Annotated in this window: 24 protein-coding genes and 1 pseudogene; 14 read left to right on the top strand and 11 right to left on the bottom strand. The window is 74.5% G+C overall.

Annotated features, from left to right (window positions below; genetic code table 11):
* Positions 1-33 precede the first annotated feature (33 nt).
* The 6 genes from E8D37_RS09170 to E8D37_RS09145 all read left to right on the top strand — a co-directional run bounded on the left by E8D37_RS09170 (position 34) and on the right by E8D37_RS09145 (position 7,879).
* Positions 34-3,831, top strand: coding sequence for a hypothetical protein (locus E8D37_RS09170; RefSeq protein WP_136569440.1), 3,798 nt, complete (start codon positions 34-36; stop codon positions 3,829-3,831).
* Positions 3,832-3,874: 43 nt separating this feature from the next.
* Positions 3,875-4,720, top strand: coding sequence for an IS5 family transposase (locus tag E8D37_RS09165; RefSeq protein ID WP_136569439.1), 846 nt, complete (start codon positions 3,875-3,877; stop codon positions 4,718-4,720).
* A gap of 67 nt (positions 4,721-4,787) precedes the next feature.
* On the top strand, positions 4,788-5,513 hold the full coding sequence (locus E8D37_RS09160; RefSeq protein WP_136569630.1) for a nucleotidyltransferase domain-containing protein: 726 nt from the start codon (positions 4,788-4,790) through the stop codon (positions 5,511-5,513).
* 228 nt (positions 5,514-5,741) lie between these two features.
* A complete protein-coding gene (locus E8D37_RS09155; RefSeq protein ID WP_136569438.1) occupies positions 5,742-6,167 on the top strand; it encodes a pyridoxamine 5'-phosphate oxidase family protein in 426 nt (141 codons plus the stop codon).
* 360 nt (positions 6,168-6,527) lie between these two features.
* A complete protein-coding gene (locus E8D37_RS09150) occupies positions 6,528-6,983 on the top strand; it encodes a hypothetical protein (protein WP_136569437.1) in 456 nt (151 codons plus the stop codon).
* Between the two features lie 446 nt (positions 6,984-7,429).
* Positions 7,430-7,879 (top strand): hypothetical protein, encoded by a 450-nt coding sequence (locus tag E8D37_RS09145; RefSeq protein WP_136569436.1) that lies wholly within the window; start codon positions 7,430-7,432, stop codon positions 7,877-7,879.
* A 29-nt stretch (positions 7,880-7,908) separates the two neighbouring features.
* Here E8D37_RS09145 and E8D37_RS20685 read toward each other — a convergent pair whose 3' ends face one another.
* Both E8D37_RS20685 and E8D37_RS09140 read right to left on the bottom strand, forming a co-directional pair.
* Positions 7,909-8,238 (bottom strand): TrkA C-terminal domain-containing protein, encoded by a 330-nt coding sequence (locus E8D37_RS20685; protein WP_346763587.1) that lies wholly within the window; start codon positions 8,236-8,238, stop codon positions 7,909-7,911.
* A 66-nt stretch (positions 8,239-8,304) separates the two neighbouring features.
* A pseudogene (locus E8D37_RS09140) lies at positions 8,305-9,162 on the bottom strand (RimK family alpha-L-glutamate ligase); the annotation flags it as partial.
* Between the two features lie 173 nt (positions 9,163-9,335).
* On the opposite strand from E8D37_RS09140, the gene E8D37_RS09135 reads away from it, so the two are divergent.
* Together E8D37_RS09135 and E8D37_RS09130 are read left to right on the top strand one after the other, a co-directional pair.
* The gene (locus E8D37_RS09135; protein ID WP_136569434.1) at positions 9,336-9,830 is read left to right on the top strand and encodes a RimK/LysX family protein; all 495 of its coding nucleotides are present in this window, start codon (positions 9,336-9,338) and stop codon (positions 9,828-9,830) included.
* Between the two features lie 75 nt (positions 9,831-9,905).
* Positions 9,906-10,907 (top strand): succinylglutamate desuccinylase/aspartoacylase family protein, encoded by a 1,002-nt coding sequence (locus E8D37_RS09130; RefSeq protein WP_206055658.1) that lies wholly within the window; start codon positions 9,906-9,908, stop codon positions 10,905-10,907.
* 9 nt (positions 10,908-10,916) lie between these two features.
* Here E8D37_RS09130 and E8D37_RS09125 read toward each other — a convergent pair whose 3' ends face one another.
* Together E8D37_RS09125 and E8D37_RS19830 are read right to left on the bottom strand one after the other, a co-directional pair.
* Positions 10,917-11,771, bottom strand: coding sequence for a class I SAM-dependent methyltransferase (locus E8D37_RS09125; protein WP_136569433.1), 855 nt, complete (start codon positions 11,769-11,771; stop codon positions 10,917-10,919).
* 72 nt (positions 11,772-11,843) lie between these two features.
* Positions 11,844-12,071, bottom strand: a complete 228-nt coding sequence (locus E8D37_RS19830) for a hypothetical protein (protein ID WP_168929694.1) — start codon at positions 12,069-12,071, stop codon at positions 11,844-11,846.
* 266 nt (positions 12,072-12,337) lie between these two features.
* Between E8D37_RS19830 and E8D37_RS09115 the strand changes: the two genes are divergently transcribed.
* Complete coding sequence (locus E8D37_RS09115; RefSeq protein WP_206055657.1) at positions 12,338-13,306, top strand: diacylglycerol kinase family protein; 969 nt, start codon at positions 12,338-12,340, stop codon at positions 13,304-13,306.
* Positions 13,307-13,322: 16 nt separating this feature from the next.
* Here E8D37_RS09115 and E8D37_RS09110 read toward each other — a convergent pair whose 3' ends face one another.
* The 3 genes from E8D37_RS09110 to dnaB all read right to left on the bottom strand — a co-directional run bounded on the left by E8D37_RS09110 (position 13,323) and on the right by dnaB (position 15,936).
* Complete coding sequence (locus E8D37_RS09110; protein ID WP_136569431.1) at positions 13,323-13,838, bottom strand: hypothetical protein; 516 nt, start codon at positions 13,836-13,838, stop codon at positions 13,323-13,325.
* 178 nt (positions 13,839-14,016) lie between these two features.
* Positions 14,017-14,451: a hypothetical protein gene (locus E8D37_RS09105; RefSeq protein ID WP_136569430.1), complete on the bottom strand. Its 435-nt coding sequence runs from the start codon at positions 14,449-14,451 to the stop codon at positions 14,017-14,019.
* A gap of 66 nt (positions 14,452-14,517) precedes the next feature.
* Positions 14,518-15,936 (bottom strand): replicative DNA helicase, encoded by a 1,419-nt coding sequence (dnaB, locus tag E8D37_RS09100; RefSeq protein WP_136569429.1) that lies wholly within the window; start codon positions 15,934-15,936, stop codon positions 14,518-14,520.
* A gap of 707 nt (positions 15,937-16,643) precedes the next feature.
* Here dnaB and E8D37_RS09095 point away from each other — a divergent pair.
* A complete protein-coding gene (locus E8D37_RS09095; RefSeq protein WP_136569627.1) occupies positions 16,644-17,975 on the top strand; it encodes an MATE family efflux transporter in 1,332 nt (443 codons plus the stop codon).
* Between the two features lie 133 nt (positions 17,976-18,108).
* Here E8D37_RS09095 and rplI read toward each other — a convergent pair whose 3' ends face one another.
* The 4 genes from rplI to rpsF all read right to left on the bottom strand — a co-directional run bounded on the left by rplI (position 18,109) and on the right by rpsF (position 20,033).
* Positions 18,109-18,555, bottom strand: a complete 447-nt coding sequence (gene rplI / locus E8D37_RS09090; protein WP_136569428.1) for a 50S ribosomal protein L9 — start codon at positions 18,553-18,555, stop codon at positions 18,109-18,111.
* A gap of 15 nt (positions 18,556-18,570) precedes the next feature.
* The gene (rpsR, locus tag E8D37_RS09085; RefSeq protein WP_136569427.1) at positions 18,571-18,807 is read right to left on the bottom strand and encodes a 30S ribosomal protein S18; all 237 of its coding nucleotides are present in this window, start codon (positions 18,805-18,807) and stop codon (positions 18,571-18,573) included.
* A gap of 149 nt (positions 18,808-18,956) precedes the next feature.
* Positions 18,957-19,547, bottom strand: coding sequence for a single-stranded DNA-binding protein (locus E8D37_RS09080; RefSeq protein WP_136569426.1), 591 nt, complete (start codon positions 19,545-19,547; stop codon positions 18,957-18,959).
* Between the two features lie 195 nt (positions 19,548-19,742).
* The gene (gene rpsF / locus E8D37_RS09075; RefSeq protein ID WP_136569425.1) at positions 19,743-20,033 is read right to left on the bottom strand and encodes a 30S ribosomal protein S6; all 291 of its coding nucleotides are present in this window, start codon (positions 20,031-20,033) and stop codon (positions 19,743-19,745) included.
* A gap of 819 nt (positions 20,034-20,852) precedes the next feature.
* Here rpsF and E8D37_RS09070 point away from each other — a divergent pair.
* From E8D37_RS09070 to E8D37_RS09055, 4 genes are all read left to right on the top strand, one after another.
* Complete coding sequence (locus E8D37_RS09070) at positions 20,853-21,803, top strand: serine/threonine-protein kinase (protein WP_136569424.1); 951 nt, start codon at positions 20,853-20,855, stop codon at positions 21,801-21,803.
* 87 nt (positions 21,804-21,890) lie between these two features.
* Complete coding sequence (locus tag E8D37_RS09065) at positions 21,891-22,751, top strand: deoxyribonuclease IV (RefSeq protein WP_136569423.1); 861 nt, start codon at positions 21,891-21,893, stop codon at positions 22,749-22,751.
* Between the two features lie 9 nt (positions 22,752-22,760).
* Positions 22,761-23,951, top strand: a complete 1,191-nt coding sequence (locus E8D37_RS09060; protein WP_276606474.1) for a peptidoglycan bridge formation glycyltransferase FemA/FemB family protein — start codon at positions 22,761-22,763, stop codon at positions 23,949-23,951.
* 7 nt (positions 23,952-23,958) lie between these two features.
* Positions 23,959-25,104: an alanine racemase gene (locus E8D37_RS09055; protein ID WP_136569422.1), complete on the top strand. Its 1,146-nt coding sequence runs from the start codon at positions 23,959-23,961 to the stop codon at positions 25,102-25,104.
* Positions 25,105-25,123: the final 19 nt, after the last annotated feature.

The following is a 25,123-nucleotide window of genomic DNA, read 5'->3' as shown; positions in this document are numbered from 1 at the left end:
GCAACGTGTCCCCCGGGGACCCGGGAGGCCGACGTGACCGCGACGCACCCCACTGGCCAGCCGCACGATCCCGGAGGACGGCGGTACGCCGACCCCGTCCACTGCCCCGACTGCGGCGCGGCGCTGTCCACGCCCGTCCGGACCTGCCCGGTGTGCAGGCTCCCCCTCGACACCGCCGACGCCCAGGCCGTGCTGTCCGCGCTGCACGCCGCGGACCAGGCCCTCGACCGGCTCCGCGCCGAGCGGCGGCGTCGGGCGGAGTCCACGCCGTCCGCCGCCACCGAGGCCCCCGCCCGGGCAGGGACGGCCGCCCCGCCCGTCGTCCGGCTGCCCGCGCACGTCAGCAGCCCGGACCCGGCCGCACCCACCGCCCCGACCGGAGCGGCGACCGGACCGGCCCGACCCACCCGACCCGCTCGACGCGGCCTCGCCGGGGTGACCGTGCCGCGGCTGCTGTTCACCCTCGCGGTCCTCAGCCTGCTGCTCGGTGCCGCGATCTTCATGGCGGTGACCTGGACCCGCCTCGGCGTGGGGCTCCAGACCCTGGTGCTGCTCACCGTCACCCTCCTGGCCGGCGCCGGGTCCCTGGCCGCCGTCCGGGTCAGGCTGCGCGGTGCCGCGGAGTCGACCGCCCTGGTGGCCGCCGGGCTCGCCGGGCTGGACGCCTACGGCGCAGCGACCGCGGGCTGGTTCGGGCCGCCGCCGGGCGGGTCCGCCCTCGCCGCCACGGTGACGACCACGGTCTCCCTCGCCGGCGTCCTGCTCCTGGTCCTCGGCCGCCGGGTGAAGGGCGAACCGCGACCGTCCACCCCCGCCTCCCGCCGACCGCCGCTGCCGGTCCTCGTGACCCCGCAGCTCGCGCTGGGCGTGGGGGCGGTGCTCGCCCTGTGGGCGTGGTCCGGCTCCGCCCCGCACGGCGGGGGGTTCGTGGTCGCCGGCGGCGCGCTGGGTCTCGGGGTGGGCGCGCACGCCGGTGCCCGGGTCAGCCTCCGCCCCGCCGCGGCCTGCCTGGGCGGCGGCGCCGTGGCCTCTGCCCTCGCCGTGCTCGCGGAGGCGCTGGTCACGCTGGGCGACGCCACGGCCGGGGCCTGGGTGCTGGGGCAGGGACCCCGACTCGTCCTCGTGGCCGCGGCGCTGGGCGCGCTCGCCGCCACCCCGGCGCGGGCCGGGCTGCAACCGCTGCGTCGGCGCCTGGGCACGGCCTGGCGGGTCGCCGCCGCCGCGGGCGCGCTGACGCTGGTGCCGCTCGCGCTCGCGGGCCCCGCCCTGGCCCGGCACGTGGAGGTGACCGCGGGACTCGCCGCGCTGACGGCCCTCGCGCTGGCAGCGCTGGCCCTCGGGGACCGCTCCCGCCCGTCGCGCCCGCCTGCGCTCCCCGAGGGGCCCTGGCGTGCCGGCGCACGGCTGGCCACCGCCCCGTGGGTCGTGGTCTCCGCCGTCCCGGTCGTCGTCCACGTGGTCGTCGCCGTCGGCGGGCTCGCCGCGCTCGGCGCGATGTGGAGCCACCCCGCGCTGGTCGGGCTCGATCCCGGCACCCTGTACTCGACGGGTCTGGGGCTGGACCCGCACCCCGACGGCGTGACGGTCGCCCTGCTCGCCGTCCTGCTCCTGGTGGCGCCGGTGCTGCTGGTGGGCGCCCTGGCCACCCTCACCACGCAGGTCGGCCGCGGCACGCGTGGAGCGTCCCTGCGGGCGGGCGCCTGCGTGCTGGCCGTGACGACGAGCGCCTGGCTCCTGCTCTCGGGCGCGGGCCTGCTCGTGGTGGTCGTCGGGTGGACGGTCGCGGGCGTCGCCCTGAGCCTGCGCTCCTGGCTCCCAGGTCTCGTGGCGGCCGCCCTGGCGGTGCTGCTCTCGCTGCCCTCCGCGGTGGACTCCTGCGTGGCCCTCGCCGGGGCCGGTGCCGCCGTGGCGCTCGTGCTGCTCCGACGACCCACGCCCGAGGCGGCGGGCGCGCCCATCGCGTCGGGTGCGGCGGGAGGCCGCGAGGAGCTGCGTCGCGTGGTCCTGCTCACCACGCTGGCCGGGGTCGCCATCGGGGCCACCGAGAGCACCGGCCACGCCCGCCTCGGCGCGGCCGCCCACGGTCCCGACGGGGGTGGCCCATGGGCGGCCCTCGTCGTGGCGCTGGTCGCGCTTGTCCTGGTGGTGGGCACCAGTCTGGTCCGTCGCGCCGACCGCTGGCTCACCGGCGTCACCGCCGCGTTGGTGGTCCTGGCCGCGACGGCCGCCGGGGTCGCGCTGGACGGACGCGCCGACGCGCTCGTCGGCGCGCTCGGGGCCGCCGTCGTCGCGGCCGTGGTCGGTGGCGCCGGGCTGGCCGTCGTCCCGCTGGTCCCGCGCCCCGGGCCCACCGGCCCGGAGGTGACGGAGGCGGAGCACCGGTCGAGGCTGGCCGCCGGGGGCGCCGTCGCGCTGGCGTCGCTGGTGCCCGCCGGTCTCCTCCTCACCGCGGCGGTGGACCTGGTGGCCGTCCCCTGGCTGGTCACCCCGGTCGGCGACGTCGTCGGTGGCGGGGCGAGCCCCGACCGTCTCGCCACGGTGCCGTGCGTGCTCGTCACCGCCACGCTCGCCGCGCTCCCCTGGCTGCGGCGCCTCGGGGGGCCGACGACCGTCCACGAGGCGACCCTGCGCTGGGTCCGCCACTGGCTGGCCCGGGCCGCCCTGCTCCTGGGGGCCGCGGGCCTCGCGGGGGCAGGGCTGCCGCGAGGCGCCGCGGTCGCCGTCGTGACGATCGCCGCCGCGGTGGCCCTGGCCCGGCTCGTCCTCGGGCGGCTGCGGCCCGCCGTCCTGGTCTCCGTGCTCGTCCTCGTGCCGCTCGCGCTCCTCGGCTCCCTCGCTGACCGACCCCTCGCCCTCCTCACGCTCGCGACCCTGGGCGGCACCCTGGCCGCCGTCAGGTGGGTGCGGCCCAGGGCCCTGGCCGCGGCCGACGGCACGGGCACGGGTGCGGGCGCAGGTTCGAGCACGGCCCCCGATCCCGCGGCCGACGCCGCGCTGGGCGGCGCCTGGGCCGCGGGCGCCCTCGCCGTGCCGCTGCTCGTGACCGTCCCCGGGATCTCCGGCGCCGCCGCGCTCTCCGCGGCGACGACCACCGCCCCCGGTCTGCTCCTGGCGGGTCCGGTGATGCTGGTCGCGGCGGCGCTGACGGTGGTGGCGTGCGCCGCCCGGTGGCGTCGACCCGTCCCCGGCCTCGAGGCCGTCGTGGCGTCCTCCTGCCTCGTCGCGGGTCTGATGAGCGTGAGCGTCGCCCGCGAGCCCGCCCTGGTGGCCGCGCTCGAGCTGCTCGGCGGCGGAGTGCTGGTGGCTGCCCACGCGGCGGCCCACGCCTCGCGGCGCTGGGCGGGCTGGGTGGCCTCCGCCCTCGTCACGGCCGGGTCGTGGCTCCTGCTGCACCGGGCGGGCGTGAGCACGCCCGAGGCCTACACGCTCCCGCTCGCCACGGGCCTCCTGCTGCACGGGTGGTGGCTGATGCGCCGCGACCCGGCGCTTCCGTCCTCCCGGGCGCTGGCGGCCGGGCTGTGGCTCGCCCTCCTCCCCAGCCTCTGGCTGGTGCTCGACGAGCCGCTGACCCTGCGGGCCGCCCTGCTCGGCGCCGGCTGCCTCGTCGCGGTCCTGCTCGGGGTGCGGCTGCGGCTCTCGCAGCCGCTGCTGGCCGGGGCGCTGGGCGGGCTCGCCCTGCTCGTCCGGGAGGCCACGCCGTGGCTCACGGCGGGGCCGCGGTGGGTCCCGTTCGTGCTCGCCGGCCTGGTGCTGGGAGCGGTCGCGCTGACGTGGGAGGCGCGGCTGACGGACGTGCGGCGGGCCGCCGCCTACGTCGGTCGGCTGCGCTGACCGGCGCCTCACTGGGTGTGTCCCTATTGCCTGGGCGAGGGGCGTGATCACCGTGCGGGGCATGCCGTACCCAAGCGATCTGACCGATGAGCAGTGGAACCTGCTGGAGCCGGTGTTCAACGCGCCGGGCAAGCGAGGCCGCAGGCACGCCGATGACCTCCGCAGCGTCGTGGAAGCGATGCTGTACATCGCCCAGACCGGCTGCCAGTGGCGCTACCTCCCGGAGTCGTTCGGACCGTGGACGCGGGTCTGGTCGCAGTTCCGCCGCTGGTCACGCAACGGCACGTGGGCGCAGGCCCTGACGGTGCTGCACGCAGCCGCGCGGCGACAGGACGGAAGGGCAGAAGAGACGCCCTCGATGGTCGTCATCGACACCCACCTCGCACGTGGAGCATCGAACGGCGGGTTCACGTTCCACGACCGAGGCGGCCCCTACGGGCGCACCAAGGGCGCCAAGCGTGTCGTGGCCGTTGACGTGACGGGCCTTCCGGTGGCCGCGGTGGTCGTTCCCGCCTCGACCCACGAGAACCGGGCCAGCGACCTGATGTTGGAGCACCTGAATCAGCAGGGTGTCGCCGGCCGACTCGAGCTCGTCTTGGTGGACCGCGGAGTCACCGCGGCCGCCGCCAGGGACCTCGGCCGGGACCACGACGTCGAGGTCCGCCGTGTCGGGTGGGACGACAAGCAGCCGGTCTTCCGACCCATCCGACACGCCTGGCGCGTCGAGGTCGCCCACGGCCGCCTGGGGCGTTCCCGCCGGTTGGCGAAGTCGTTCGAGAACACCACCGCCTCAGCGACCGGGTGGCTTCAAGTCGCCTGCATCGCAACCACGCTTCGCCATCTCTCGCGCGAGCAGGCGCGCCGCCGCCGACCCGCAGTCGCGGCGTAAGTGACAAGCCTCGATCCCGCACGCCCAACCGGTCGCCCGGCTGACACGACAAGATGAGCACGTGGACATGCCAGCAGCGGTCGACGAACTCTCCGCCAAGCTGATCGCTCTCGGCTGGGTGACGGACCTTCTCGTCGGTGGCTCGCTCGCAACCGGTGACTACCGGCCAGACGTAAGCGACATCGACCTCGTGGGGCTCACCGACGGACCACTTGACGCCGAAGCGCGTTCGACTATCACAGCAATCCATCGCTCACTGGATGCTACGACCGCGGCAGGGGCCAACCTCGGTTGTGCCTACGTCGCAAACTCAGCCTTGCTCGACGTGGCTTCTCGCCATCCGACCTGGACTCACGGACATCTGGTCGACCGCCCATTCTCCGGAATCTCGCGGGCAGAGCTCGTCAGGCACGGCTTCGCAGTCTTCGGCCGTCCGCCCGATGCCGTGCTGGAAAAAGTGAGCGACGATGACGTTCGACGCGCCGCTCACGCAGAGCTCGCCGGCTATTGGACGAAAGCCGTGCGTCACCCATGGTGGTGGCTCAACCCTTCCATCGCCGATCTGGGACTCACCTCTATGGCCCGCGCGCGCCACGCGCTCGCCACCGGCGCCCTCATCACGAAAACCTCGGCCATCGACGCTGCACACGCACCCGGTTGGCTTCGCGACGATCTCCACGCTCGTCGCGGCGGCAGCGCTGTGCGGTCGCCGCGTCTGCGTACGGCGATGGTCGCGTGGTCCGACGCACGCCGCACGACGGCTGCCGCGCGACGCTGGCGATCCAGCCAGTAGCCAACCCCGAGGCCCACCCCAGCGCCCCCGCCGGCGAAGGCAACGGTGTCCTAGCTCAGGGCGAATAGGGACACACCCAGTAAGGGTGCTGCGAACGGCAGCGACGGGCGCCGACGGGCGGAGGTCCCGCCCCGACCGGGACCCGTGCCCCCTGACACCACCGGCTGCTCGGCCTAGCGTCGCTGGTACGAACCACTGACGTTTCCCACCGAGCACCCGGAGTCCGCCATGAGCGTCTCGATCGACCAGCCCGTGTCCACGCTGAGCCCCGAGGAGTGCTGGGCCAAGCTCGCCTCGCACGAGGTCGGACGTCTCGGCTACCGCCTCGTCGACGAGGTGCACGTCGTCCCCGTGAACTACCTGGTCGTCGACGGCAAGCCCGCCATCCGGACCGACGCCGGCAACAAGCTGCTCTCGGCCGCCCTCGAGTACGAGGTGGCCCTGGAGATCGACGGGTTCGCCGAGGAGACGGGCTGGTCCGTGCTCGTGCGCGGGAAGGCCCACATCGTGCCGGAGAGCGAGTCCGGCAAGTACGCCGCGCTCGACACGATCCCGTGGGTTCCGACCCCCAAGTGGGACGTCATCGAGATCACCCCCGAGGTCGTCACCGGTCGCGAGGTGCTCATCATGAAGGCGCGGGCCGCGACGGCCTGACGCCGCAGCCTGACACCGCAGCCTGACGCCGCTGCGCCCGGACCCGCCGTCCAGCGTGCCCGGGCCCTGCCCGGTTGAACCCCGCCCTCCGGGCCACTCAGGCGGCGCGTGGCCGAGCCACGCTCGGGCTGATGCCCGGGTGCCCGGTTGAGACCTGCCCGACCGCCCGCCCGAATGCGGGGCGACAGTCACATTTCCGCCTGGCCCGCCAGATCTGTCCCAGCCCTCGCTGGACCCCCTCCCATGGGACCAACGGCCCGGTCGGGGCTTCCTGACCCGGGCTACCGTCGAGCGACCCGGAACCCCGACCGGACCGGCCTTCCCCCGGGCCACTTCCCCGCCTCACCCCTGGAGGCCCGCATGACCGTGCGAGACCACAGCTGCCCCGACCCGTCCGACGCGCTCCGCCGAGCCGAGGACGCCACCCACCGCGCCTGCCACCGGCTGGACGACGAGCAGTGCTGGGCGCTGCTCCTCGAGCACGACCACGCCCGCGTCGAGGTGGCCGGCCGCCCCGGCGTCACCGTCGGCTACGCCGCCGTCGGCCCCGGGATGGTGGCCCTGCGCTCGCCGAGCCCGCTGCTCGAGCTGGGCGCGCGCCGCGGCGACGAGGCCGTGCTGGAGCTGGGTGGCGCCGGGCGCCACTCGGCCTGGACCGTCCTGCTCGGCGGCACGCTGCGTCAGGCGTGCCCGGTGCGCGACGCCTTCCTCGGCGACGTGCCCGACCGCGGCCACGTCGTCGTCCTCGAGGTGAGCACGATGGGCGGCTGCGAGTCGTTGGCCCAGGGGCGCCTCGCGCTCGACGCGGCGGTCTGAGCCCGCTCGGGTCCGTCCCTCACCCGGTTGGTTCCGTCCGACCGCTGTCCGGGAGTGTCCGGACCGGGGCCGTGCCACCACCCGGGCGAGCCCGTCAGGGTCACCCGGCCTGACCCGAACGGGCCAGACGCGGTCGACCGCACCCCAGCCCACGGGGCAGCCCGGACCAGACCACGGCTGACGAGATCTTCACGAACTCTGCACGGCGGCTCTGTTGTCAGCACACACGTTTACGTTTCCCTCACCTGCGTGGATCGCGCGACTCCGGGACCTTGGTCCCGGCGCCCGGAGGACTGAGGGCCCGGCCCGAACGTCCCGAGCTCTGTCCGAGCAGCGCACCGCATACCTAGCCTGGTACCCGCACCACCGCCCGTCCGGCGCCTCCCCCACTCAGCGGAGCCGGTCCGGCACTCCCCCCACACCCCCTCACTTCCCCGGAGGGCCCCATGACCACCTCACCTCACCCCTTCACCACCCCCCAGTGCTGGGACCTGCTCGAGCAGCACGCCTACGCCCGCCTGGTCCTGGACCGGTCCGGCTCGTGCGTGGCCGGCTACGCGGTGGTGGACGCCGACCTCCTGGCCGTGCGCTCGATCGAGCCCGCCCTGCTCCGCGCCGGAGCGGCGGGCGAGCTCGCCCGCCTGGAGGTCTCCTGGACCGGCCCGGTCTCGGGCTGGAAGGTCCTCGTCGAGGGTCGACTGCGCACCGGTGACGCCGCGGAGCGGCTGCGCTGGCGTGACGTCCCCTCGGCCGGGAACGTCGTCGGGCTGGAGGTCACCCAGCTCTCGGGCGTGGAGTCCCTGCTGGCCGCCGGCCGGCCGGCTCCGGTGCGACGACCGGCACCGCCCGCCGGGCCGGCGGTGCGCTCGGCCGAGCCGCTGCGTCGCGCCAGCTGAGTCCGGCTGACGAGTCCTGCTGAGGGGGCTCAGCTGCCCCCGGCGTCCCCGCCGTACACGGGGGTCGTGCCCTGCGAGGGGTGCGTCGGCGCCTCCGCCGGCTCGTGGATCGGCTCGGCGGGCAGCTTCTTCAGCTTCTGGCGACGCTTGCGGCGCGGGATCATCGAGCGCATCTCCTCGAGCTTGCCGAAGCACAGCAGTCGGTCGCCGGCCTCGAGCACGTGGTGCGCGTTGGGGTTCGGGATCACCTGGGTGCCCTTGTGCAGCGTCAGCGCGGTGATGTCGCGCTCGCGCAGGCCGGACTCGCCCAGCGAGCGGCCCACCATGTCGGACGCCTCGCCCACCTGGATCTCCGCCACGCCGTAGCCGGTGGAGACCGTGAGCCGCTGGCGCACGTCGATCTCGGGGAACGCCACCTGGTTGTCGATGTAGTCGATGATCGCGCCGGCCACGTCGAGGTTGGTCGCCCGCTCGATGCCCTCCAGGCCCGGGGAGGAGTTCACCTCCATCACCAGCGGCCCGTCGTTGCCCTCGAGCATGTCGACACCGGCCACCCGCAGGCCCATGATCTGGGCCGCCCGCACGGCGACCTTCTCGAACTCGGGGTCGAGCCTGACCATCTCGACCGACCCGCCGCGATGGACGTTGGAGCGGAATTCGTCGCCCTGGGCCACCCGCCGCATCGCCGCGACGACGCGGTCGCCGACGACGAGGGCGCGGATGTCGCGTCCCTTCGACTCCTTCACGAACCGCTGGATGAGCACGTTCTGGCGGGTCGACTGGAGCGTCTCGATGATCGCCTCCGCGACCTTGAGCTCGGGAGCCAGGATCACGCCGATGCCCTGGGTGCCCTCGAGGAGCTTGATGACGACGGGCGCGCCGCCCACCCGCTCGATCGCGGGGATCACGTCGGCGCGGTCGCGCACGAACGTCGTCGCCGGCATCCCGATCTGGTGGCGCGAGAGGATCTGGGTGGCCCGGAGCTTGTCGCGGCTGTTGGCGATGCCCCAGGACGTGTTCGGCGTGTAGACGTCCATCTGCTCGAACTGCCGGACGACCGCGGTGCCGAAGTAGGTCACGGAGTTGCCGATGCGCGGGAGGATCGCGTCGTAGGTGGAGAGCGGCTTGCCGCGGAACTGGAGGTCGGGCTCGTCGCCCGCCAGGTCGATGCCGAAGCGCAGCGTGTTGAGCACCTTCACCGTGTGGCCGCGGTCGGCGGCGGCCGTGCGCAGGCGCTGCGTGCTGTACGAGCGCGGTGCGCGGGACAGGATGGCGAGCTTCAACGTGATCCCCCGAAGGATGGCCCCGATGGACGGCATCGGGTGTGGCCGGTGGGTGGCAGGGTGGCAGGGTGGCAGGGTGGCAGGGTGACGGTCGTGCAGGAACTGCTGGGAGCAACGAGGTGCCGACCCTCGCCGAGGGCGACCGGCGCCTCCGCACGAGAGAGGAGCGCACCGTGACCGAGCCCGACACCGGGACCCCGTCGACACCTTCCTACACGGTGGCCGGGTGGCGCGAGTGGGTCGCCCTGCCAGGGTGCGGCGTGACCTGGCTGAAGGCCAAGCTGGACACCGGCGCGCGGTCCTCGGCCATCCACGCCTTCGACCTCACGGAGATCGAGAAGGACGGCGAGCGCTGGGTGCGCTTCGGCGTCCACCCGTGGCAGGGCAGCGACGAGGACGCCGTCGTCGTCGAGCGCCCGGTCCTCGACGTCCGCGAGGTCCGCTCCTCCTCCGGCCACGCCGACGAGCGGTTCGTCGTCCCCATGGACGTCACGCTGATGGGTCGCACCATCACCACCGAGATGACCCTCTCGCGCCGCGACGAGATGGGCTTCCGGATGCTCATCGGGCGTGAGGGGCTGCGGCAGGGCTACGTGGTCGACCCCGCGTCGTCCTACCTCGGCGGGCGCCCACCGCTCTCCACGCGGCGGCGCAACCGCGGGCGCTGAACCCCGGTCCCCGGCGGCGGGGCGTCGAGGCGCGTCGGCGACGGGCCTGGTGACGTGCGGTGGAAGGATGCCCCCGTGCGTCCCTCCTTCGAGATCGGCCCGGTGCGGGTGCGTGCCGGGCGGACCCAGTCCGTCTCGCTGCCCATCACCCGGCTCGTCACGGGCGCGGACGTCGACCTGCCGGTGCGCGTGGTCCACGGCAAGGAGGACGGCCCGACCGTCTGGATCGACGCCGCGATCCACGGCGACGAGGCGGTCGGGGTCGAGGTCGTGCGCCAGGTGCTGGCCGACCTCGACCCGAAGAAGCTGCGCGGCACGCTCATCGCGGTGCCGATCGTCAACGTGCTCGGCTTCTCCAACGGCGACCGCTACCTGCCCGACCGTCGTGACCTCAACCGGTCGTTCCCCGGCGCGGCCCGCGGCTCGCTGGCCTCCCAGATCGCGCACCTGATGATGACCGAGGTCGTGGCCAAGTGCGAGGTCGGGATCGACCTGCACACCGGCTCCGACCGGCGCACCAACCTGCCCCAGATCCGGGCCGACCTGGAGGACCCGCGCACCCGCGAGCTGGCCAGCGCCTTCGCCGCGCCGGTGATGATGCACGCGCGGCTGCGCGACGGCTCCCTGCGCTACGCCGCCCGCGAGCAGGGCGCCACCGTCCTGCTCTACGAGGCGGGCGAGGCCTGGCGGATGGACCGGTGGGCCGTGGACGCCGGCGTCCTGGGTGTCCGGCGGGTGCTGGCCGCCCTCGGCATGACCGACCCCGTCGAGGAGGAGCCGCCCGCGCCGTCCGCCGTGTCCTGGCGCAGCGGCTGGGTGCGCGCCCGCGGCACCGGCATGCTGCACCTCGAGGCGCACCTGGGCGACCGGGTGACGAAGGGCGACCGGCTCGGCGGGCTCTTCGACTCGTTCGGCAAGCGGGTCCGGCTCGTGCGGGCCGACCGGGACGGCGTCGTCATCGGCCGCACCGAGGCGCCGCTGGTCAACAGCGGCGACGCCGTCGTGCACCTGGCCGAGGTCGAGGAACCCTCGCTGCCGGAGTCCGAGCACGGCGTCCCGCACGCCTCGGACTGCTAGCCGTCCCTCTCAGGCGGTGCCGACCGCCAGCACCGCCTGCGTGGCCAGGCGCAGGTCGCCGTCGACGACCAGGGGCGCGACCAGCCGGTCGTGGGCCCGACGCAGCCGCGCCCGGACGTCCGGGCCCTGCGCGCGCACCGTGGCGCCGATCCCGCCCACGCCGCCGGCGGCACCGCGCCACAGGGTGTCCGGCGGGCACCGGTGCTCCCAGGCGACGGTCCGCGCCTCGACGTCCACCAGGCCCGCCCCGGCGAGGAGGGCGGCCAGGCCCTCCTCGGTGCGCGGGAAGTCGCGCTCGGGGGGCAGGCGGACGCCGGGCGGGCGGACCGCGCCGGCCTCGGCCAGCGCCTCCTCCCACAGGCGGCCCTGGACGGTCTGGCCCGACGGCCAGATCGTGACGACCACCCGGCCGCCCGGGCGCGTCACGCGGGCCAGCTCGGCCACGCCGGCGCGCGGGTCGTCAAGGTGGTTGACCACGAACACCGCGAGGGTGGCGTCGGCCCAGCCGTCCCCCACCGGGAGGTCGGGCAGGGCGCCGGCGCGGAGGTCGAGGCCGGGCCGGGTGGGCTGGGGGTGCTCGGCGCGCGCCGTCTCGCCGCGCGCCAGCTCGCGCATCGCCAGCTCCCGCATCGCCGGGTCCGGCTCGACGGCCACGACCTCGGCGTCGAGCGCCGCCGCCCGCACCGCGAGCGCGCCGGTGCCCGCACCGACGTCGAGCACGCGTCGCCGAGCCGGGCCGCCCTCCGAGCCGACGTCACCGACCCCTGCGGCCCGCAGCACCTCGTCGTGCACGCCCGCACACAGCGGCGCGAACGTCTCGGCGTAGGCGCGCGCGACGCCCTCCTCGCTCCAGCCCCGGCTCATGGGCGGCGAGTGTGCCACCCCGGGCGTGGGCGGAGGCGCGGGCCGGGGCGTGGGCGGAGGCGTGGGCGGGCCTCAGCGGGTGCTGACCAGGACCGGGGAGTCGGTGGTGGAGGAGGAGTCGTCGGTGTTGCCGTCCACGCGGAACGGTCCGAGGACGATGGTGCCGGCGACGGCCAGCACGGTGACCGTGCGGTAGGTCCAGCGCAGGCCGCCGTGGGTGCGGGGTGACCCGGCGGGGTCGTGACGGTGCTGCGGTGCGGTGTGGCTGCGGGGGCTCGGGGTCGAGTCGGCGCTCGTCATCGAGGTCACCTGGTCTTCCGTGGTCAGGGGTGGTCCGACCGCGCCCCGCGACCGGCCGGAGATCCTGGTCGCGTCGGGACGCGGGTGACGCAGACGTTGCGCCATCCCTGATGAATGTCACCGTTCGGTAACGACACGGAACCCACCCACCGGGGTGAAGGCCCCGGTGGGACGGAGCGTGACCCCCGTCCGGCCCGCTCGTGGGGGGACGGGACGGGCTGGACGGGGTGAGGCCGGGGTTGACCCGGCGCTGCCAGACTGCGCGCGTGGACGACGCCCCAGGCCCCACCAGCGCACCCGTCGTGATCGTGAACCCGACGAAGGTCGACGACCTCGACGACGTCCGGTCCTGCCTCGCGGCCGTGGCCGCGGAGCTGGGCGTGCCGGAGCCGAGGCTGGTCGAGACGACCGCCGAGGACCCCGGCTTCGGGCAGACCCGCGAGGCGGTGGCCGCCGGCGCGAGCGTCGTCTGCGCGCTCGGCGGGGACGGCACCGTCCGGGCGGTCGCGCAGGAGCTGGTCGGGACCGACGTCCCTCTCGGCCTCCTCCCCGGCGGCACCGGCAACCTGCTCGCGCGCAACCTCGGCCTGCCGGTGACCTCGCTGGAGGACGCCGCCCGGATCGCGCTCGGCTCGACCGTGCGCCGCATCGACGTCGGCTGGCTCGTGGTCGACCCGAGCGAGGAGCAGCTGGTCGATCCGGCGTCCCCCACCTGTCCGGAGCGGGCCGACAACGTCCACGCCTTCGCGGTGATGGCGGGCCTCGGCTTCGACGCGCACGTCATGGACGACGCGCCCGAGGACGTGAAGGCCAGGGCGGGCTGGGCGGCCTACGTGGCCAGTGGCGCCCAGCACCTCGGCGACGAGCCGTTCGGGCTCGAGGTCCGGCTGGACGACGGGGAGCCCACCCGGGTCGAGGCGCGGACCGTCGTCGTCGGCTCCTGCGGCGAGCTGACCGGCGGCGTCGTGCTGCTGCCCGACGCCGAGGTCGACGACGGCTGCCTCGACGTCGCCGTCCTCACCCCCCAGCACCTGCTGCACTGGTTCGGCACAGCGGCGCGGGTGCTCACCGGCCGCCGCAAGGACGGCCCCGCCCTCGAGCGGTCGCGTGCCAAGGTCGTGCACCTGCGCTCCGAGCGGCCCGAGCCCTGCGAGGTGGACGGCGACGTCCTCGGCGAGGCGACCGAGACGCTGTTCGTCGTCCAGCCGTCCGCGCTGGACGTGCGGGTGGGCTGAGCCCGGACCGGCCTGCTCAGGAAGGCGGCCGCGGCACCCGGGCGGGTGCTCCGTCAGGCAGCGGATCGTCACCCAGCGGCGCGTCCGGCCGCAGGCCCTCGAGCACCCCCGCGGTGACGGGCCGCCCGTCGGCGTCCACGAGGCCGGCGAGGACGGCGAGCTCCTCCGCGTGCCGGCGCACCAGCCGCTCCGGCAGGTCGGGGGCGGGCAGGGTCGTGCGGGCGCCGCGGCGGTGGCCCCGCCGGGGGACCTCGGTCCGCAGCCAGTCAGCGGCGTCCAGGAGCTGCTCGAACTGCTCGTCGGTGAGGGTGGACGTGCGACGCAGCAGGTCAGCGACCTGACGTGACGGTTCTGGCGTCAGCCCCGGCTGGTCGGCGGCCGCGAGCCGGACGAGGAGGCGGGGCCCGCGGTCGACCGCCTGGACGGGCGCGACCCAGGGTTCGCCGGGCTCGCGTCGGTGCTGCTCGGCAGATCTGGCGGGGTCGGCGGGGTCGGCGGGGTCGCGCGCAGGGGGTTCGCTGCTGTTGCTCATCGCAGCCTTCGTGGGGGTGGGGCCAGGCGGGGTGCCCGGGTCTGGGGGCGCAGGTGCCGCCGCGTGGGGGTGATACCCGGATTGGGGTCCAGGCATCACGGCGGACCTGCTTCTCAGCACGGTAGGCGCGGGCTGTCGGCCCTGGTGGCATTTTCCGGACATCTCGCCCGGACCCTGGTCAGCGCGGGACGGCCTCCGCCGCAGTCGTGTGCCCAGGAGTGGCCCCACGGCCCGTCTCAGGCACACGACCCCTCACGCTCACGCGCAGGAACAGGGCCATCAGCTGCCACGCCACGCAGAGGAGCCCCGCGAGGAGCAGGCCGTAGAGGACGGCGAGTGCGGTGGGCGCGACCCCCGCGGAGGCGCCGTTGCCGAAGTCCGTCACGAAGAGCGGCACCCAGATCGCGGAGTTCCCCGCCCACGGCGCCAGCCACGTCAGCGCCTCGCGGCGGGTCGTCATCGCCGGACCTCGGTAGGCACGCGCCAGGAACAGGGACGCGACGACCACGTACGGCACACCGCACAGCAGCAACGGCCACGACCCCATCGGGATCAGCAGCGCGAGGCCGACGGCCCCCGCCACGAGGTTGCTCGCGAGGATGTCGCGTCGCACGGGGGCCTCCGTCGGCGTCAGGGGCGCGGGACGTCCGCCCGCCCTGACGATCGTGGCCGCTGCGGCTCAGTGGGCCATGTCCACGAAGCGCGAGTAGTGACCCTGGAACGCCACGACGATGTCCCGGGTGGCGCCGTTGCGGTGCTTGGCCACGATCAGGTCCGCCTCGCCGGGGCGCTGCGACTCCTTCTCGTAGACGTCGTCGCGGTGCAGCAGGATGACCATGTCGGCGTCCTGCTCGATCGAGCCGGACTCACGCAGGTCCGACATCATCGGGCGCTTGTCGCCGCGCTGCTCGGGGCCACGGTTCAGCTGCGAGAGCGCGATGATCGGGACGTCCAGCTCCTTGGCCAGCAGCTTGATCTGCCGGGAGAACTCCGAGACCTCGAGCTGGCGGGACTCGACCTTCTTGCCCGAGCTCATCAGCTGCAGGTAGTCGATCACGATGAGCTTGAGGTCGTGGCGCTGCTTGAGCCGGCGGGCCTTGGCCCGGATCTCCATCATCGTCATGTTCGGCGAGTCGTCGATGAAGACGGGCGAGCTGGAGACCTCACCCATCTTGCGGGCCAGCTTCTGCCAGTCGTCGTCGGTCATGTTGCCGTTGCGGATGTGGTTCAGCGGCACCTTCGCCTCGGCCGAGAGCAGACGCATGGTGATCTCGGACCGCGTCATCTCCAGGGAGAAGAAGACGCTGGTCATGCCGTTGTGGATGGACGCCGCCCGGACGAAGTCCAGAGCCAACGTCGACTTGCCCATGGCAGGACGAGCCGCGACGATGATCATCTGGCCGCCGTGCAGACCGTTGGTGAGTTCGTCGAAGTCGGCGAACCCGGTGGGCACGCCGTAGACGCCGGCCTCGCGGTTGCCGATCGCCTCGATCTCGTCGAGGACGCCGTCCATGATGTCGGCGAGGGGCACGTAGTCCTCGCCGTTGCGCTTGTCGGCGATCTTGTAGACCTCGGCCTGGGCCTCGTCCACGATCGCGTCGACCTCGCCCTCGCCGGCGTAGCCGATCTGGACGATCTTGGTGCCGGCCTCGACCAGGCGGCGCAGGATCGCCTTCTCACGGACGATCTCGGCGTAGTAGCCGGCGTTGGCCGCGATCGGCACGTTCGCCGAGAGCGTGTGCAGGTAGGGCGCGCCGCCGATCTTGGCGAGCTCGCCGCGCCGCTGGAGCTCGTGGGCGACGGTGATCATGTCGACCGGCTCGCTGCGGCCGTAGAGGTCGATGATGGCGTCGTAGACGACCTCGTGCGCCGGCCGGTAGAAGTCGGTGCCCCGGATGACCTCGCCGACCTCGGAGATGGCCTCCTTGGAGATCAGCATCGAGCCTAGGACGGACTGCTCCGCCGCCATGTCCTGCGGGGGCGTGCGGTCGTTCCCGGACGTGGGACGCTGCCCGGGCTCGTAGGAGACCGGGCCGTCGCCCCAGTCGTCGAACGGCGGCTCGGCGGTGTCCCTGCCGGCCTGCTCGGCGATGCTCATGACGCTCCCTCGACCCGCTGCTGCACTGTCTCCCCGCCTCACTCGACCGCCCGACCCACCGACCGACGAGCCCGACGCCGGCACCCCCCACGCTAGGTCGGGGCACCGACAGGGCCGCGGACGCGGACGGCTCCGGCCCCGTCGCCCTGACCGGGGGCGGGTCGTGCCCGAAACCTGGTCGTGACGTGACGCTACGCGGTCCGGGGGTGCTCGCGACACCGGCCTGTCCACAGGGCCTGTGGATAACCTGGTGGTGTCGGTGGCTTACCTGTTGATGGTGACCCACAGGCTGGGGAGAACTTTGTGGACTGTGGCGGTCTCGGATCCAGTGCACGGCGCCTGACCTGCACGAACAGAGATTCCCGGGCTGTGGGTGAGAATTTCTCGGAGCGATCTCGTTCACTGGTACGACACGCAGAGGACGTCGCGGCGCCATGTCGACAAAGCGTCCGGCCGAGGTTTTTCCACCGTCTCCCCAGGTTTTTCCACCGGTCTGCCCCGGTGTTCTCACCTGCTCCTCAGGAACGTGCAGGTCGGACGGGGTGTACCCCGATTGAGGGATACGGACGTGCCTGGTTCGCCACGGTCCCGGCGGCCCTCCTCGCCCCGACCCGCCCGCCCCGGCGTCCCCCTCCTAGGCTGGCTGGGTGACCCGGGACGACGACCACCGCCGCCCCGCCCAGGGCCCGGTCACGTCGCGCGACTCCCTGCTCGCCCGGCTGCGACCCACCGCTGTCGACGCGGAGATCCTCCGACTGGCGTGGCCGGCGTTCCTCGCGCTCGTCGCCGAGCCGCTGTTCCTCCTCGGCGACGCCGCGGTCGTCGGCCGGCTGGGCACCACCCCCCTCGCCGGGCTCGGGATCGCCTCGGGCCTGCTGCAGAGCCTCGTGGGGCTGTGCGTCTTCCTGGCCTACGGCACCACCGCCTCGGTCTCCCGCCGACTCGGGGCCGGCGACCGACGCGGCGCCCTCGTCCAGGGCGTCGACGGCCTCTGGCTCGCCTGCGCGATCGGCGTCCTCGCCACCCTCGTCGCGCTCCCCCTCTCACCGTGGCTGGTGGGGCTGTTCCACCCCAGCGAGGCCACGGCCGCCCAGGCGGTCGCATACCTGCGCCCCGCGCTCCTGGGCACCACCCCGCTGCTGCTCATGCTGGCGGCCACCGGGGTGCTGCGCGGGCTCCAGGACACCCGGACCCCGCTGGCCGTGGCGGTCGTCGCCAACGTCGCGAACCTCGCCCTCAACGTCCTGCTCGTGCACGGTGTCGGCCTCGGGATCGCCGGCTCCGCCTGGGGGTCCGTGACGGCCCAGACGGGGGCGGCGGCCGCGCTCGTGCTCGTGGTGGTCCGCGGCGCCCGCCGCGAGGGCGCTTCCCTGCGGCCCGACCTCGGGGGCGTCCTGGCCTCCGCGCGAGCCGGGGTGCCCCTCGTCGTCCGGACCCTGACCCTGCGAGCGGCGCTCCTCGCCACCACCGCCGCCGTCACGCTCGGCGCGAGCGGGGCGAGCCTCGACGTCGACCTCGCCGCCCACCAGCTCGCCTGGACCCTCTGGTCCTTCCTCGCGTTCGTGCTGGACTCCGTCGCGATCGCCGCCCAGGCGCTCACCGGCAGGAGCCTGGGGGCGGGGGACGTCGCGGGCACCCGCGCGCTCACCCGCCGGATGATCGGCTGGGGCGTCCTGGGCGGCGCCGCGACCGGCCTCACCCTCGCGGCGGTCAGCCCCTGGGTCGGGGCCCTGTTCACGCCGGACCCGGCGGTGGCCGAGCGACTCGTCCCCGTCCTGCTGGTCGCGGCGCTGCTCCAGCCCCTGGCGGGCGTCGCCTTCGTGCTCGACGGCGTCCTGATCGGCGCCGGCGACGGGCGTTACCTCGCCTGGGGCGGGCTGGTCGTCCTCGCCGTCTACCTCCCGCTGGTCCTGCTCGCGGGCTGGTGGTCCGGCCTGCTCGCCGTGTGGACCGTGTTCAGCGTCGTCTTCATGGGCGCCCGCGCCGCGGTGCTCCTCGCCCGCGACCGCTCCGGCGCCTGGATGGTCACCGGCGCCTGACCCCGCGCGTGCCGGGCCGACGAACGGCTCGCGCTGCCGACCCCGCAGAAAAGCGAACGAGGGCCGGACCCTGGTGGGTCCGACCCTCGTCGGTGGCGCACCCCGCCGTGAGGCGGGGCGGGCCGGAGCCTGATCAGGCCTTGACGACCTCGACGGTGACGGTCGCGGAGACCTCGTCGTGGAGGCGCACGGTGACGGTGTGGGCACCGAGCGACTTGATCGGGTTCTTGATCGCGATGGTCCGCTTGTCGACCGACTCGCCGCTGGCGGCGGAGAGGGCGTCGGCGACCTCGGCGGGCGTCACGGAGCCGAAGAGACGACCCTCCGCGCCGGCCTTGACGGCGACCTTGGCCTGGGCGGCCTCGAGCTTGCCCTTGACCTCGACCGCGTGGTCGAGGTCGCGGACGGCGCGGGCGCCGCGGGCGGCCTTGATCGACTCGACGGTCTTCTCGGCACCGCGGGTCCAACGGATCGCGACGCCACGGGGGACGAGGTAGTTACGGCCGTAGCCGTCCTTGACCTCGACGACGTCGCCGGGGCCACCGAGGCCGGTGACCTCCTGGGTGAGGATGAGCTTCATGATTCAGGCTCCTTCTCAGCGACCGGTCGAGGTGTAGGGCAGCAGGGCCACCTCACGGGCGTTCTTGACGGCGATGGCCACGTCGCGCTGGTGCTGGACGCAGTTGCCGGTCACCCGACGCGCGCGGATCTTGCCGCGGTCGGAGATGAACTTGCGGAGCAGCGTGGTGTCCTTGTAGTCGACACCGTCCGCCTTCTCCTTGCAGAACTGGCAAACCTTCTTCTTGGGCTTGCGCATCACTGCCTTGGCCATTGTGGTGCTTCCTTTCTAGAAGCCCGTCCCGGAGTGGCTACCGGGTCGGAATGGTTGAGGTTGATGTGCTGGTCCGGGCCGCGGTGCGGTCCGGGGTGGTGCCCACCGACCGGTGGGCGGAGCGCCGGTGGCGCCTCGTGGGGCACCCGTCAGAACGGGGGCTCCTCCGAGGACACGCCCGGGGCGCCCCAGGGGTCGCCCCCGCCGGAGCGGGACGAGCCGCCGCGGTCGTTGCCGCCACGGTCGTTCCCGCCGCCCCACGAGTCACCGCCGCCGCCGCGCTGCGGCGCCGGGGTGGCCCAGGGGTCGTTGGACTGGCTGGGAGCCGACGACTGCTGGCCGCCACCGGAGTAGCCGCCACCGCCGCCGCCCTGGCGCGAGGTGCGGGCGACCTTCGCCGTCGCGTTGCGCAGCGACGGGCCGACCTCCTCGACGTCCAGCTCGAAGACCGTGCGCTTCTCACCCTCGCGGGTCTCGTACGACCGCTGCTTCAGCCGACCGTTCACGATCACGCGCATCCCCTTCTGCAGGGACTCGGCGACGTTCTCGGCGGCCTGGCGCCAGATCGCGCAGGAGAGGAACAGGCTCTCGCCGTCCTCCCACTCGTTGGTCTGGCGGTTGAAGGTGCGCGGGGTCGAGGCGATCCGGAAGTTCGCCACGGCCGCCCCCGACGGGGTGAAGCGCAGCTCCGGGTCGTCGACGAGGTTCCCGATCACGGTGATGACGGTCTCGCCTGCCATGGGTTCTCCCATCGAGCCGGCGCGCGAGCGCCGGCGTCTGGTCGGTGGTGTGCCGGTGTCAGTGGTGCGGGGGCGGGCCCCCGTCCCCTCCACGAGGAAGGGGTCGGGACGATCCTGCCCCACTCCGCCGACAGTCGGCGGGAGTCATCCACATCCGTCCACGTGGCGTCAGCGACGCCGTGCGGACGGCCGCGCTCAGCGAGCGTCGGGGCGGATGACCTTGGTGCGCAGGATGCTCTCGTTCAGCGTGAACTGACGGTCGAGCTCCTTGACGGTCGCGGGCTCGGCCTTGAGCTGGATGACCGCGTAGATCGCCTCGGCGTTCTTCTTGATCTCGTACGACAGGCGACGGCGGCCCCACACGTCGACGGACTCGACGGAACCACCGTCGTTCGTGACGACGGTGAGGTACTTCTCCAGCGACGGCTGGATGGTGCGCTCGTCGAGGCTCGGGTCGAGGATGACCATCATTTCGTAGGCACGCAAAGCGTCTCCACCTCCTCTGGACTCAGCGGCCACGGCGCTTCCGTGGCAGGAGGGCTTGCGTTCCCCGACGGCGGCCGCACGGCCGACAGCGGGGGCCCCACCGTCCGCGCTCCGTCGGTGGAGGCTCGCGGGAGGACAGTGCAGGCTAGCAGCGGACGCCCCGCAGGAGCCATTCGCGCCGGGCACTCGTCAGGTGCCAGCTTGCCCCGTCGACTGGGCCCCTCGCTGAGCCCCTCACCGCGCCCGGCCCCGTCCCCGGCCCCCTGCTCGGCTTCGGTCCTCGTGGACACGAGGACCCAACGCCCCCACCAACCCTGCAGCACCCCGCTGACCTGCAGCAATGCATCTGACACCCGGCCGCGTGCTGCGTTCGGTCCTCGCGGCCACGAGGACTGAACGCCACCGACCGGCGCGGCCGCCACCGGGCCCGGTGCTGGCTTTGGTCCTCGTGCTCACCAGGACCGAACGCGCTCACCAACCCCCCAGCACCCCGCAGCACCCCGCTGACCTGCACCGACGCAGCAGCCGCCGGCCGCGTGCTGCGTTCGGTCCTCGTGGACACGAGGACCGAACGCCACCCACCGGCCCGGCGAAGCACAACCACCCGAAGCACAAACGCCCGAAACCCAACCACCCGAAGCACAAGCGCCCGAAACCCAACCACCCGAAGCAGCAGCCACCCGAAGCAGCAGGACGCCGCGCGATGGGCCCCGGGTCGCGGATTGTCGGGGCGCCCGGGCGCGAGGACGGCCGGGGTCTGCCCGGCAAAGAATGCCTCGTGGGACGGGTGAGACGGGCGGGACGGGGTAGAGGGCGGACGTGACCGACGACCTCTCCCCTCCGGAGCCCGGCGACGTCGTCGCCGACCGGCTCGTCCTCCACGACGAGATCGGGCACGGCGCCCAGGGCGTCGTCTGGCGCGCGCTGGACCGCCGCGACGACCGGTGGGTGGCGGCCGCCGCCTTCCCGCTCGGCGCCGAGGTGCCCCTCGACCGCGGCGAGGGCGCGCACGCGGCGCACCCCCACGTCCTGGCCCCCTACGACACCGTGCACGGCGGCGACGGGCTCGCCTGGGCCCTGGCGCCCCTCGTGCGCGGCGGCACGCTGGGCCAGCTCCTCGTCGACCACGGCCCGCTGCCGAGCATGTTCGTCGCGGTCGTCCTCGACCAGCTCCTCGACGCGCTCGTCGCCGTCCATGGCTCGGGTCTCGTCCACCGCGACGTGACCGCCGCCAACGTCCTGCTCGAGCCCACCGGCTCGAGGCGCCCGCACGCCTGGCTCGCCGACTTCGGCCTCGCCGCCGGCGAGCGCACGCACGGGCGCCCGCGGGTGGGGACGCCCGGCTACGCCAGCCCCGAGCAGGACGCCGGCGCCCGACCGGACCCCCGCGCCGACCTGTTCGCCCTCGGGGTGCTGGCCCGCGAGCTGCTCACCGGGGCCCCGCCGCCCACCGGGGACGAGCCGCCCCAGCCGGAGGTCCAAGGCCTCCTCGCCGGCGTCGTCGGGGAGCTCACCGCGCAGGACCCCGCCGACCGGCCGCTCAGCGCCCGCGAGGCACGCGCCATGCTGCGCTCTGCGGGCGTCCCCGCGGGTGCACCGTGGGAGCTGGACCGCCGCCCTCCGTTCGTCCCGGACCGCCTCGGCCCCGACCCCGAGCACCGCCCCGGGCGCGACTCGCTCTCCCGCACCCAGCCCACCCGCTGGTGGCTGCGCTGGCTGCCGGGCTCGGGCAGCGACACCGACGACACCGACGACACGAAGCCGGCCTGACCCGCGGCCCACGCCCGCCCACGCCGGCCCGAGGACCGCCCCGAGGACACGCCCGACGCTGTCGGAGGCACCGCCTACCCTGGCGCCATGACCGGCTCGGAGACGCAGACGCAAGCCACCGACGGCACGGGAGGCGCAGACACCGCCAGCAGCGCGGGGCTCGTCCTCGGCGCCCACGTCGACCAGGCGGACCCGATCGCCGAGGCGCAGGCGCGGGGCGCCCGGCTGGTCCAGCTGTTCCTCGGCGACCCGCAGAGCTACAAGGGACCCGTGGTCGCCTACGAGGGCGGCGCCGACGCGCTGCGCGAGGCCGCCGCCGCCGCGGACGTCCGGCTCGTCGTGCACGCGCCCTACGTCATCAACGTGGCGACCACGAACAACCGGATCCGCATCCCCAGCCGCAAGCTGCTGCAGCAGCACATGGACGTGGCGGCCCAGGTCGGCGCGGTGGGGCTCGTCGTCCACGGCGGCCACGTCAACAAGAGCGACGACCCGGCCACGGGCTTCGACAACTGGCGCAAGGCGGTCGAGGCGACGGACGTCAAGGTCCCGCTGCTGATCGAGAACACCGCTGGCGGCGACGCGGCCATGGCCCGCCGGCTCGACCGCATCGGCGGGCTGTGGGAGGCGATCAGCGCCGCCGAGGGCTTCGAGGACGTCGGGTTCTGCCTCGACACCTGCCACGCGTTCGCGGGCGGCATCGAGCTCGGGGACGCCGCGGAGCGGATCAGGGCGATCACGGGTCGGATCGACCTCGTCCACTGCAACGACTCCCGCGACGCCTTCGACTCCGGCGCCGACCGGCACGCCTCCGTGGGCGAGGGCACGATCGGGGCGGACGTCCTCGCCGACGTGCTGCGCGCGGCGGGCGCCCCGGCGGTCCTGGAGACGCCCGGCGGCGCCGCCGAGCACGTGGCGGACTTCGAGCGGCTGCGCGCCCGGCTGTAACGTCGCCGCGTGACCGCCGAGACGACCCCGCGCCCGCTGCGCGTCGCCGAGATCGACCCGGCCGCGCACCTGGACTTCCTGGAGTCCCGCGGCTCCGCCAGCTTCCTCCAGACCCCCGCCTGGGGCGAGGTGAAGGCCGAGTGGCGCCGCGAGTCCGTCGGGTTCTTCGAGGCCACGGACGCCGGCGAGCGGCTGGCCGGCGTGGCGCTGGTGCTCTACCGGCAGCTGCCGAAGGTCAAGCGCTACCTCGCCTACGTGCCCGAGGGGCCCGTCCTGGCCGCCTGGGACGCCGACCTGCGCGCCGTCCTCCCGCCGCTGGCCGCCCACCTGAAGTCCCGCGGCGCCTTCGCGGTGCGGATCGGCCCGCCGGTGGTGCTCTCCCGCTGGGACGCGCGCCAGGTGAAGGAGGGCGTCGCGGACGAGGCGGTGCGCCGCCTGCACGACATGGCCCCGGGCACCCGCTGCGCGGAGGGCGCCCGCGTCGTCTCCCAGCTCACCGAGCTCGGCTGGCGCCAGCAGGTGGCCGAGGGCGGCTTCGCCGCGGGCCAGCCCCAGTACGTCTTCCAGGTGCCGCTCGTGCACGCCGACGGCACCCCCCGCACCGAGGACGAGGTCCTCGCCGGGATGAACCAGCTCTGGCGCCGCAACATCAAGAAGGCGGCGAAGCTCGGCGTCGAGGTCGCCTGCACCTCGGGCGTCGAGGAGACCCTCGCGGCCCTCGACGACTTCCACCCGCTGTACGTGCACACCGCCGAGCGCGACCACTTCACCCCGCGTCCGGCCTCGTACTTCCGCACGATGGTGACCGCGCTGGCCGGCGAGGGCGAGCGGGTCGGCCAGGACGACCGGCTCCGCATCTGGACCGCCCGGCACGAGGGCGACCTGGTCGCCTCGACCATCTCGATCCGCGTGGGCACGCACGCCTGGTACAGCTACGGAGCGTCGTCCACCGAGAAGCGGGACGTCCGCGGCTCGAACGCGATCCAGTGGGCGATGATGCGCGACGCGCTCGCCCACGGCGCGCACGTCTACGACCTGCGGGGGATCACCGACACCCTCGACGCCGACGACAGCCACGTCGGGCTCATCCAGTTCAAGGTGGGCACCGGCGGCGAGGCCGTCGAGCTCGCCGGGGAGTGGGACCTCCCGCTCAACCCGCTGCTCTACAAGGCGTTCGACCTCTACATGGGTCGGCGGTGAGCGCGGCATGAGCCTCGTCCTCTCCGTCGACGGCCCCCGCTGGCGGGCCCACCTCCTCGACACCGCGGCCGCCCTGCCCGGGCTGGTCCCCGTGGCCAAGGGCAACGGCTACGGCTTCGGCCTGGGCCGCCTGGCCCGCCGGGCGCAGTGGCTGCACGAGCGCGCCCTGGCGGGCGACACCGGTCGCGACGGCACCCCGCTCGACCCGACGATCGGCGACACGCTCGCGGTCGGCACCTACGAGGAGCTGGGCGAGGTCTCGTCCCGCTTCGACGGGGACCTGCTCGTCCTCACCCCCTGGCGCCCGTTCGGGGCGGCGCTCGACGTCCTCGCGGACGACGCCCTCAGCCGCCGCCTCGTGCACACCCTCGGGCGCCCGGAGGACGTGGCGGACCTGCTCGCCCGGCGGCCCGACGCCCGCCTGGTGCTGGAGCGCAGCACGACGATGCTGCGCCACGGCTTCTCGGCCCGCGGGCTCTGGGAGGCCTCGGCCGCGCTCCGCGACCACCCCCGCGCCCGGCTCGAGGGCGTCGCGCTCCACCTGCCGCTCGCGCAGGGTGACCACTACTCCCAGGTCAGCCGCCTGCTCACGGACGTCGTGGGCGCGGACCTGCCCGGGGCCGGCGAGGGTGCCGCGGGCGCCCACCGGGTCTGGGTCAGCCACCTCACCGATTCCGAGCTCGGCCGCCTGCGCCACGACTGGCCCGACCTCGTCTTCCGCCCCCGCACCGGCACCCGCCTGTGGCTGGGCGAGCGCGGTGCGCTGCGGGTGCGCGCCCACGTGCTCGACGTCCACCCCCTCGAGCGGGGGGACGTCTACGGCTACCGCGGCCGGACGGCGCCGCGCTCGGGCCACCTGCTGGTGGTCTCCGGCGGCACGGCGCACGGGATCGGCCTGGAGGCACCGACCGGGTCGCTCGACCTGCGCGGCCGCGCCGGCACGCTCGCCCGCGGCGGCCTCGACGCGCTCGGCCTGGTGCGCAGCCCCTTCAGCATCGACGGCACCCAGCGGCTCTTCGCGGAGCCGCCGCACATGCAGGCCTCGATGCTGTTCCTGCCCTCCGGCTCGCGGGTCCCGCGCGTCGGCGACACCGTCGACGTCCGGGTGCGGTTCACCACCACGTCCTTCGACGACGTCACCGTCGAGGGCTGAACCCGCCCCGGCGGGCCGA

It is taken from the genome of Nocardioides sp. GY 10127, assembly GCF_004919085.1.
GTDB lineage: Bacteria > Actinomycetota > Actinomycetes > Propionibacteriales > Nocardioidaceae > Nocardioides.
Note: the sequence above shows the minus strand (reverse complement) of the source record. Positions and strands in the feature narration are given on the sequence as shown.

What these genes read in the sequence shown, in the direction of transcription:
- E8D37_RS09160 (WP_136569630.1), top strand. Translation starts at nt 4,788, where the DNA reads ATGCCAGCAGCGGTCGACGAACTCTCCGCCAAGCTGATCGCTCTCGGC.
- E8D37_RS09155 (WP_136569438.1), top strand. Translation starts at nt 5,742, where the DNA reads ATGAGCGTCTCGATCGACCAGCCCGTGTCCACGCTGAGCCCCGAGGAG.
- E8D37_RS09150 (WP_136569437.1), top strand. Translation starts at nt 6,528, where the DNA reads ATGACCGTGCGAGACCACAGCTGCCCCGACCCGTCCGACGCGCTCCGC.
- E8D37_RS09145 (WP_136569436.1), top strand. Translation starts at nt 7,430, where the DNA reads ATGACCACCTCACCTCACCCCTTCACCACCCCCCAGTGCTGGGACCTG.
- E8D37_RS09125 (WP_136569433.1), bottom strand. Translation starts at nt 11,771, where the DNA reads ATGAGCCGGGGCTGGAGCGAGGAGGGCGTCGCGCGCGCCTACGCCGAG.
- E8D37_RS19830 (WP_168929694.1), bottom strand. Translation starts at nt 12,071, where the DNA reads ATGACGAGCGCCGACTCGACCCCGAGCCCCCGCAGCCACACCGCACCG.
- E8D37_RS09110 (WP_136569431.1), bottom strand. Translation starts at nt 13,838, where the DNA reads ATGAGCAACAGCAGCGAACCCCCTGCGCGCGACCCCGCCGACCCCGCC.
- dnaB (WP_136569429.1), bottom strand. Translation starts at nt 15,936, where the DNA reads ATGAGCATCGCCGAGCAGGCCGGCAGGGACACCGCCGAGCCGCCGTTC.
- rplI (WP_136569428.1), bottom strand. Translation starts at nt 18,555, where the DNA reads ATGAAGCTCATCCTCACCCAGGAGGTCACCGGCCTCGGTGGCCCCGGC.
- rpsR (WP_136569427.1), bottom strand. Translation starts at nt 18,807, where the DNA reads ATGGCCAAGGCAGTGATGCGCAAGCCCAAGAAGAAGGTTTGCCAGTTC.
- E8D37_RS09080 (WP_136569426.1), bottom strand. Translation starts at nt 19,547, where the DNA reads ATGGCAGGCGAGACCGTCATCACCGTGATCGGGAACCTCGTCGACGAC.
- E8D37_RS09065 (WP_136569423.1), top strand. Translation starts at nt 21,891, where the DNA reads ATGACCGGCTCGGAGACGCAGACGCAAGCCACCGACGGCACGGGAGGC.
- E8D37_RS09055 (WP_136569422.1), top strand. Translation starts at nt 23,959, where the DNA reads ATGAGCCTCGTCCTCTCCGTCGACGGCCCCCGCTGGCGGGCCCACCTC.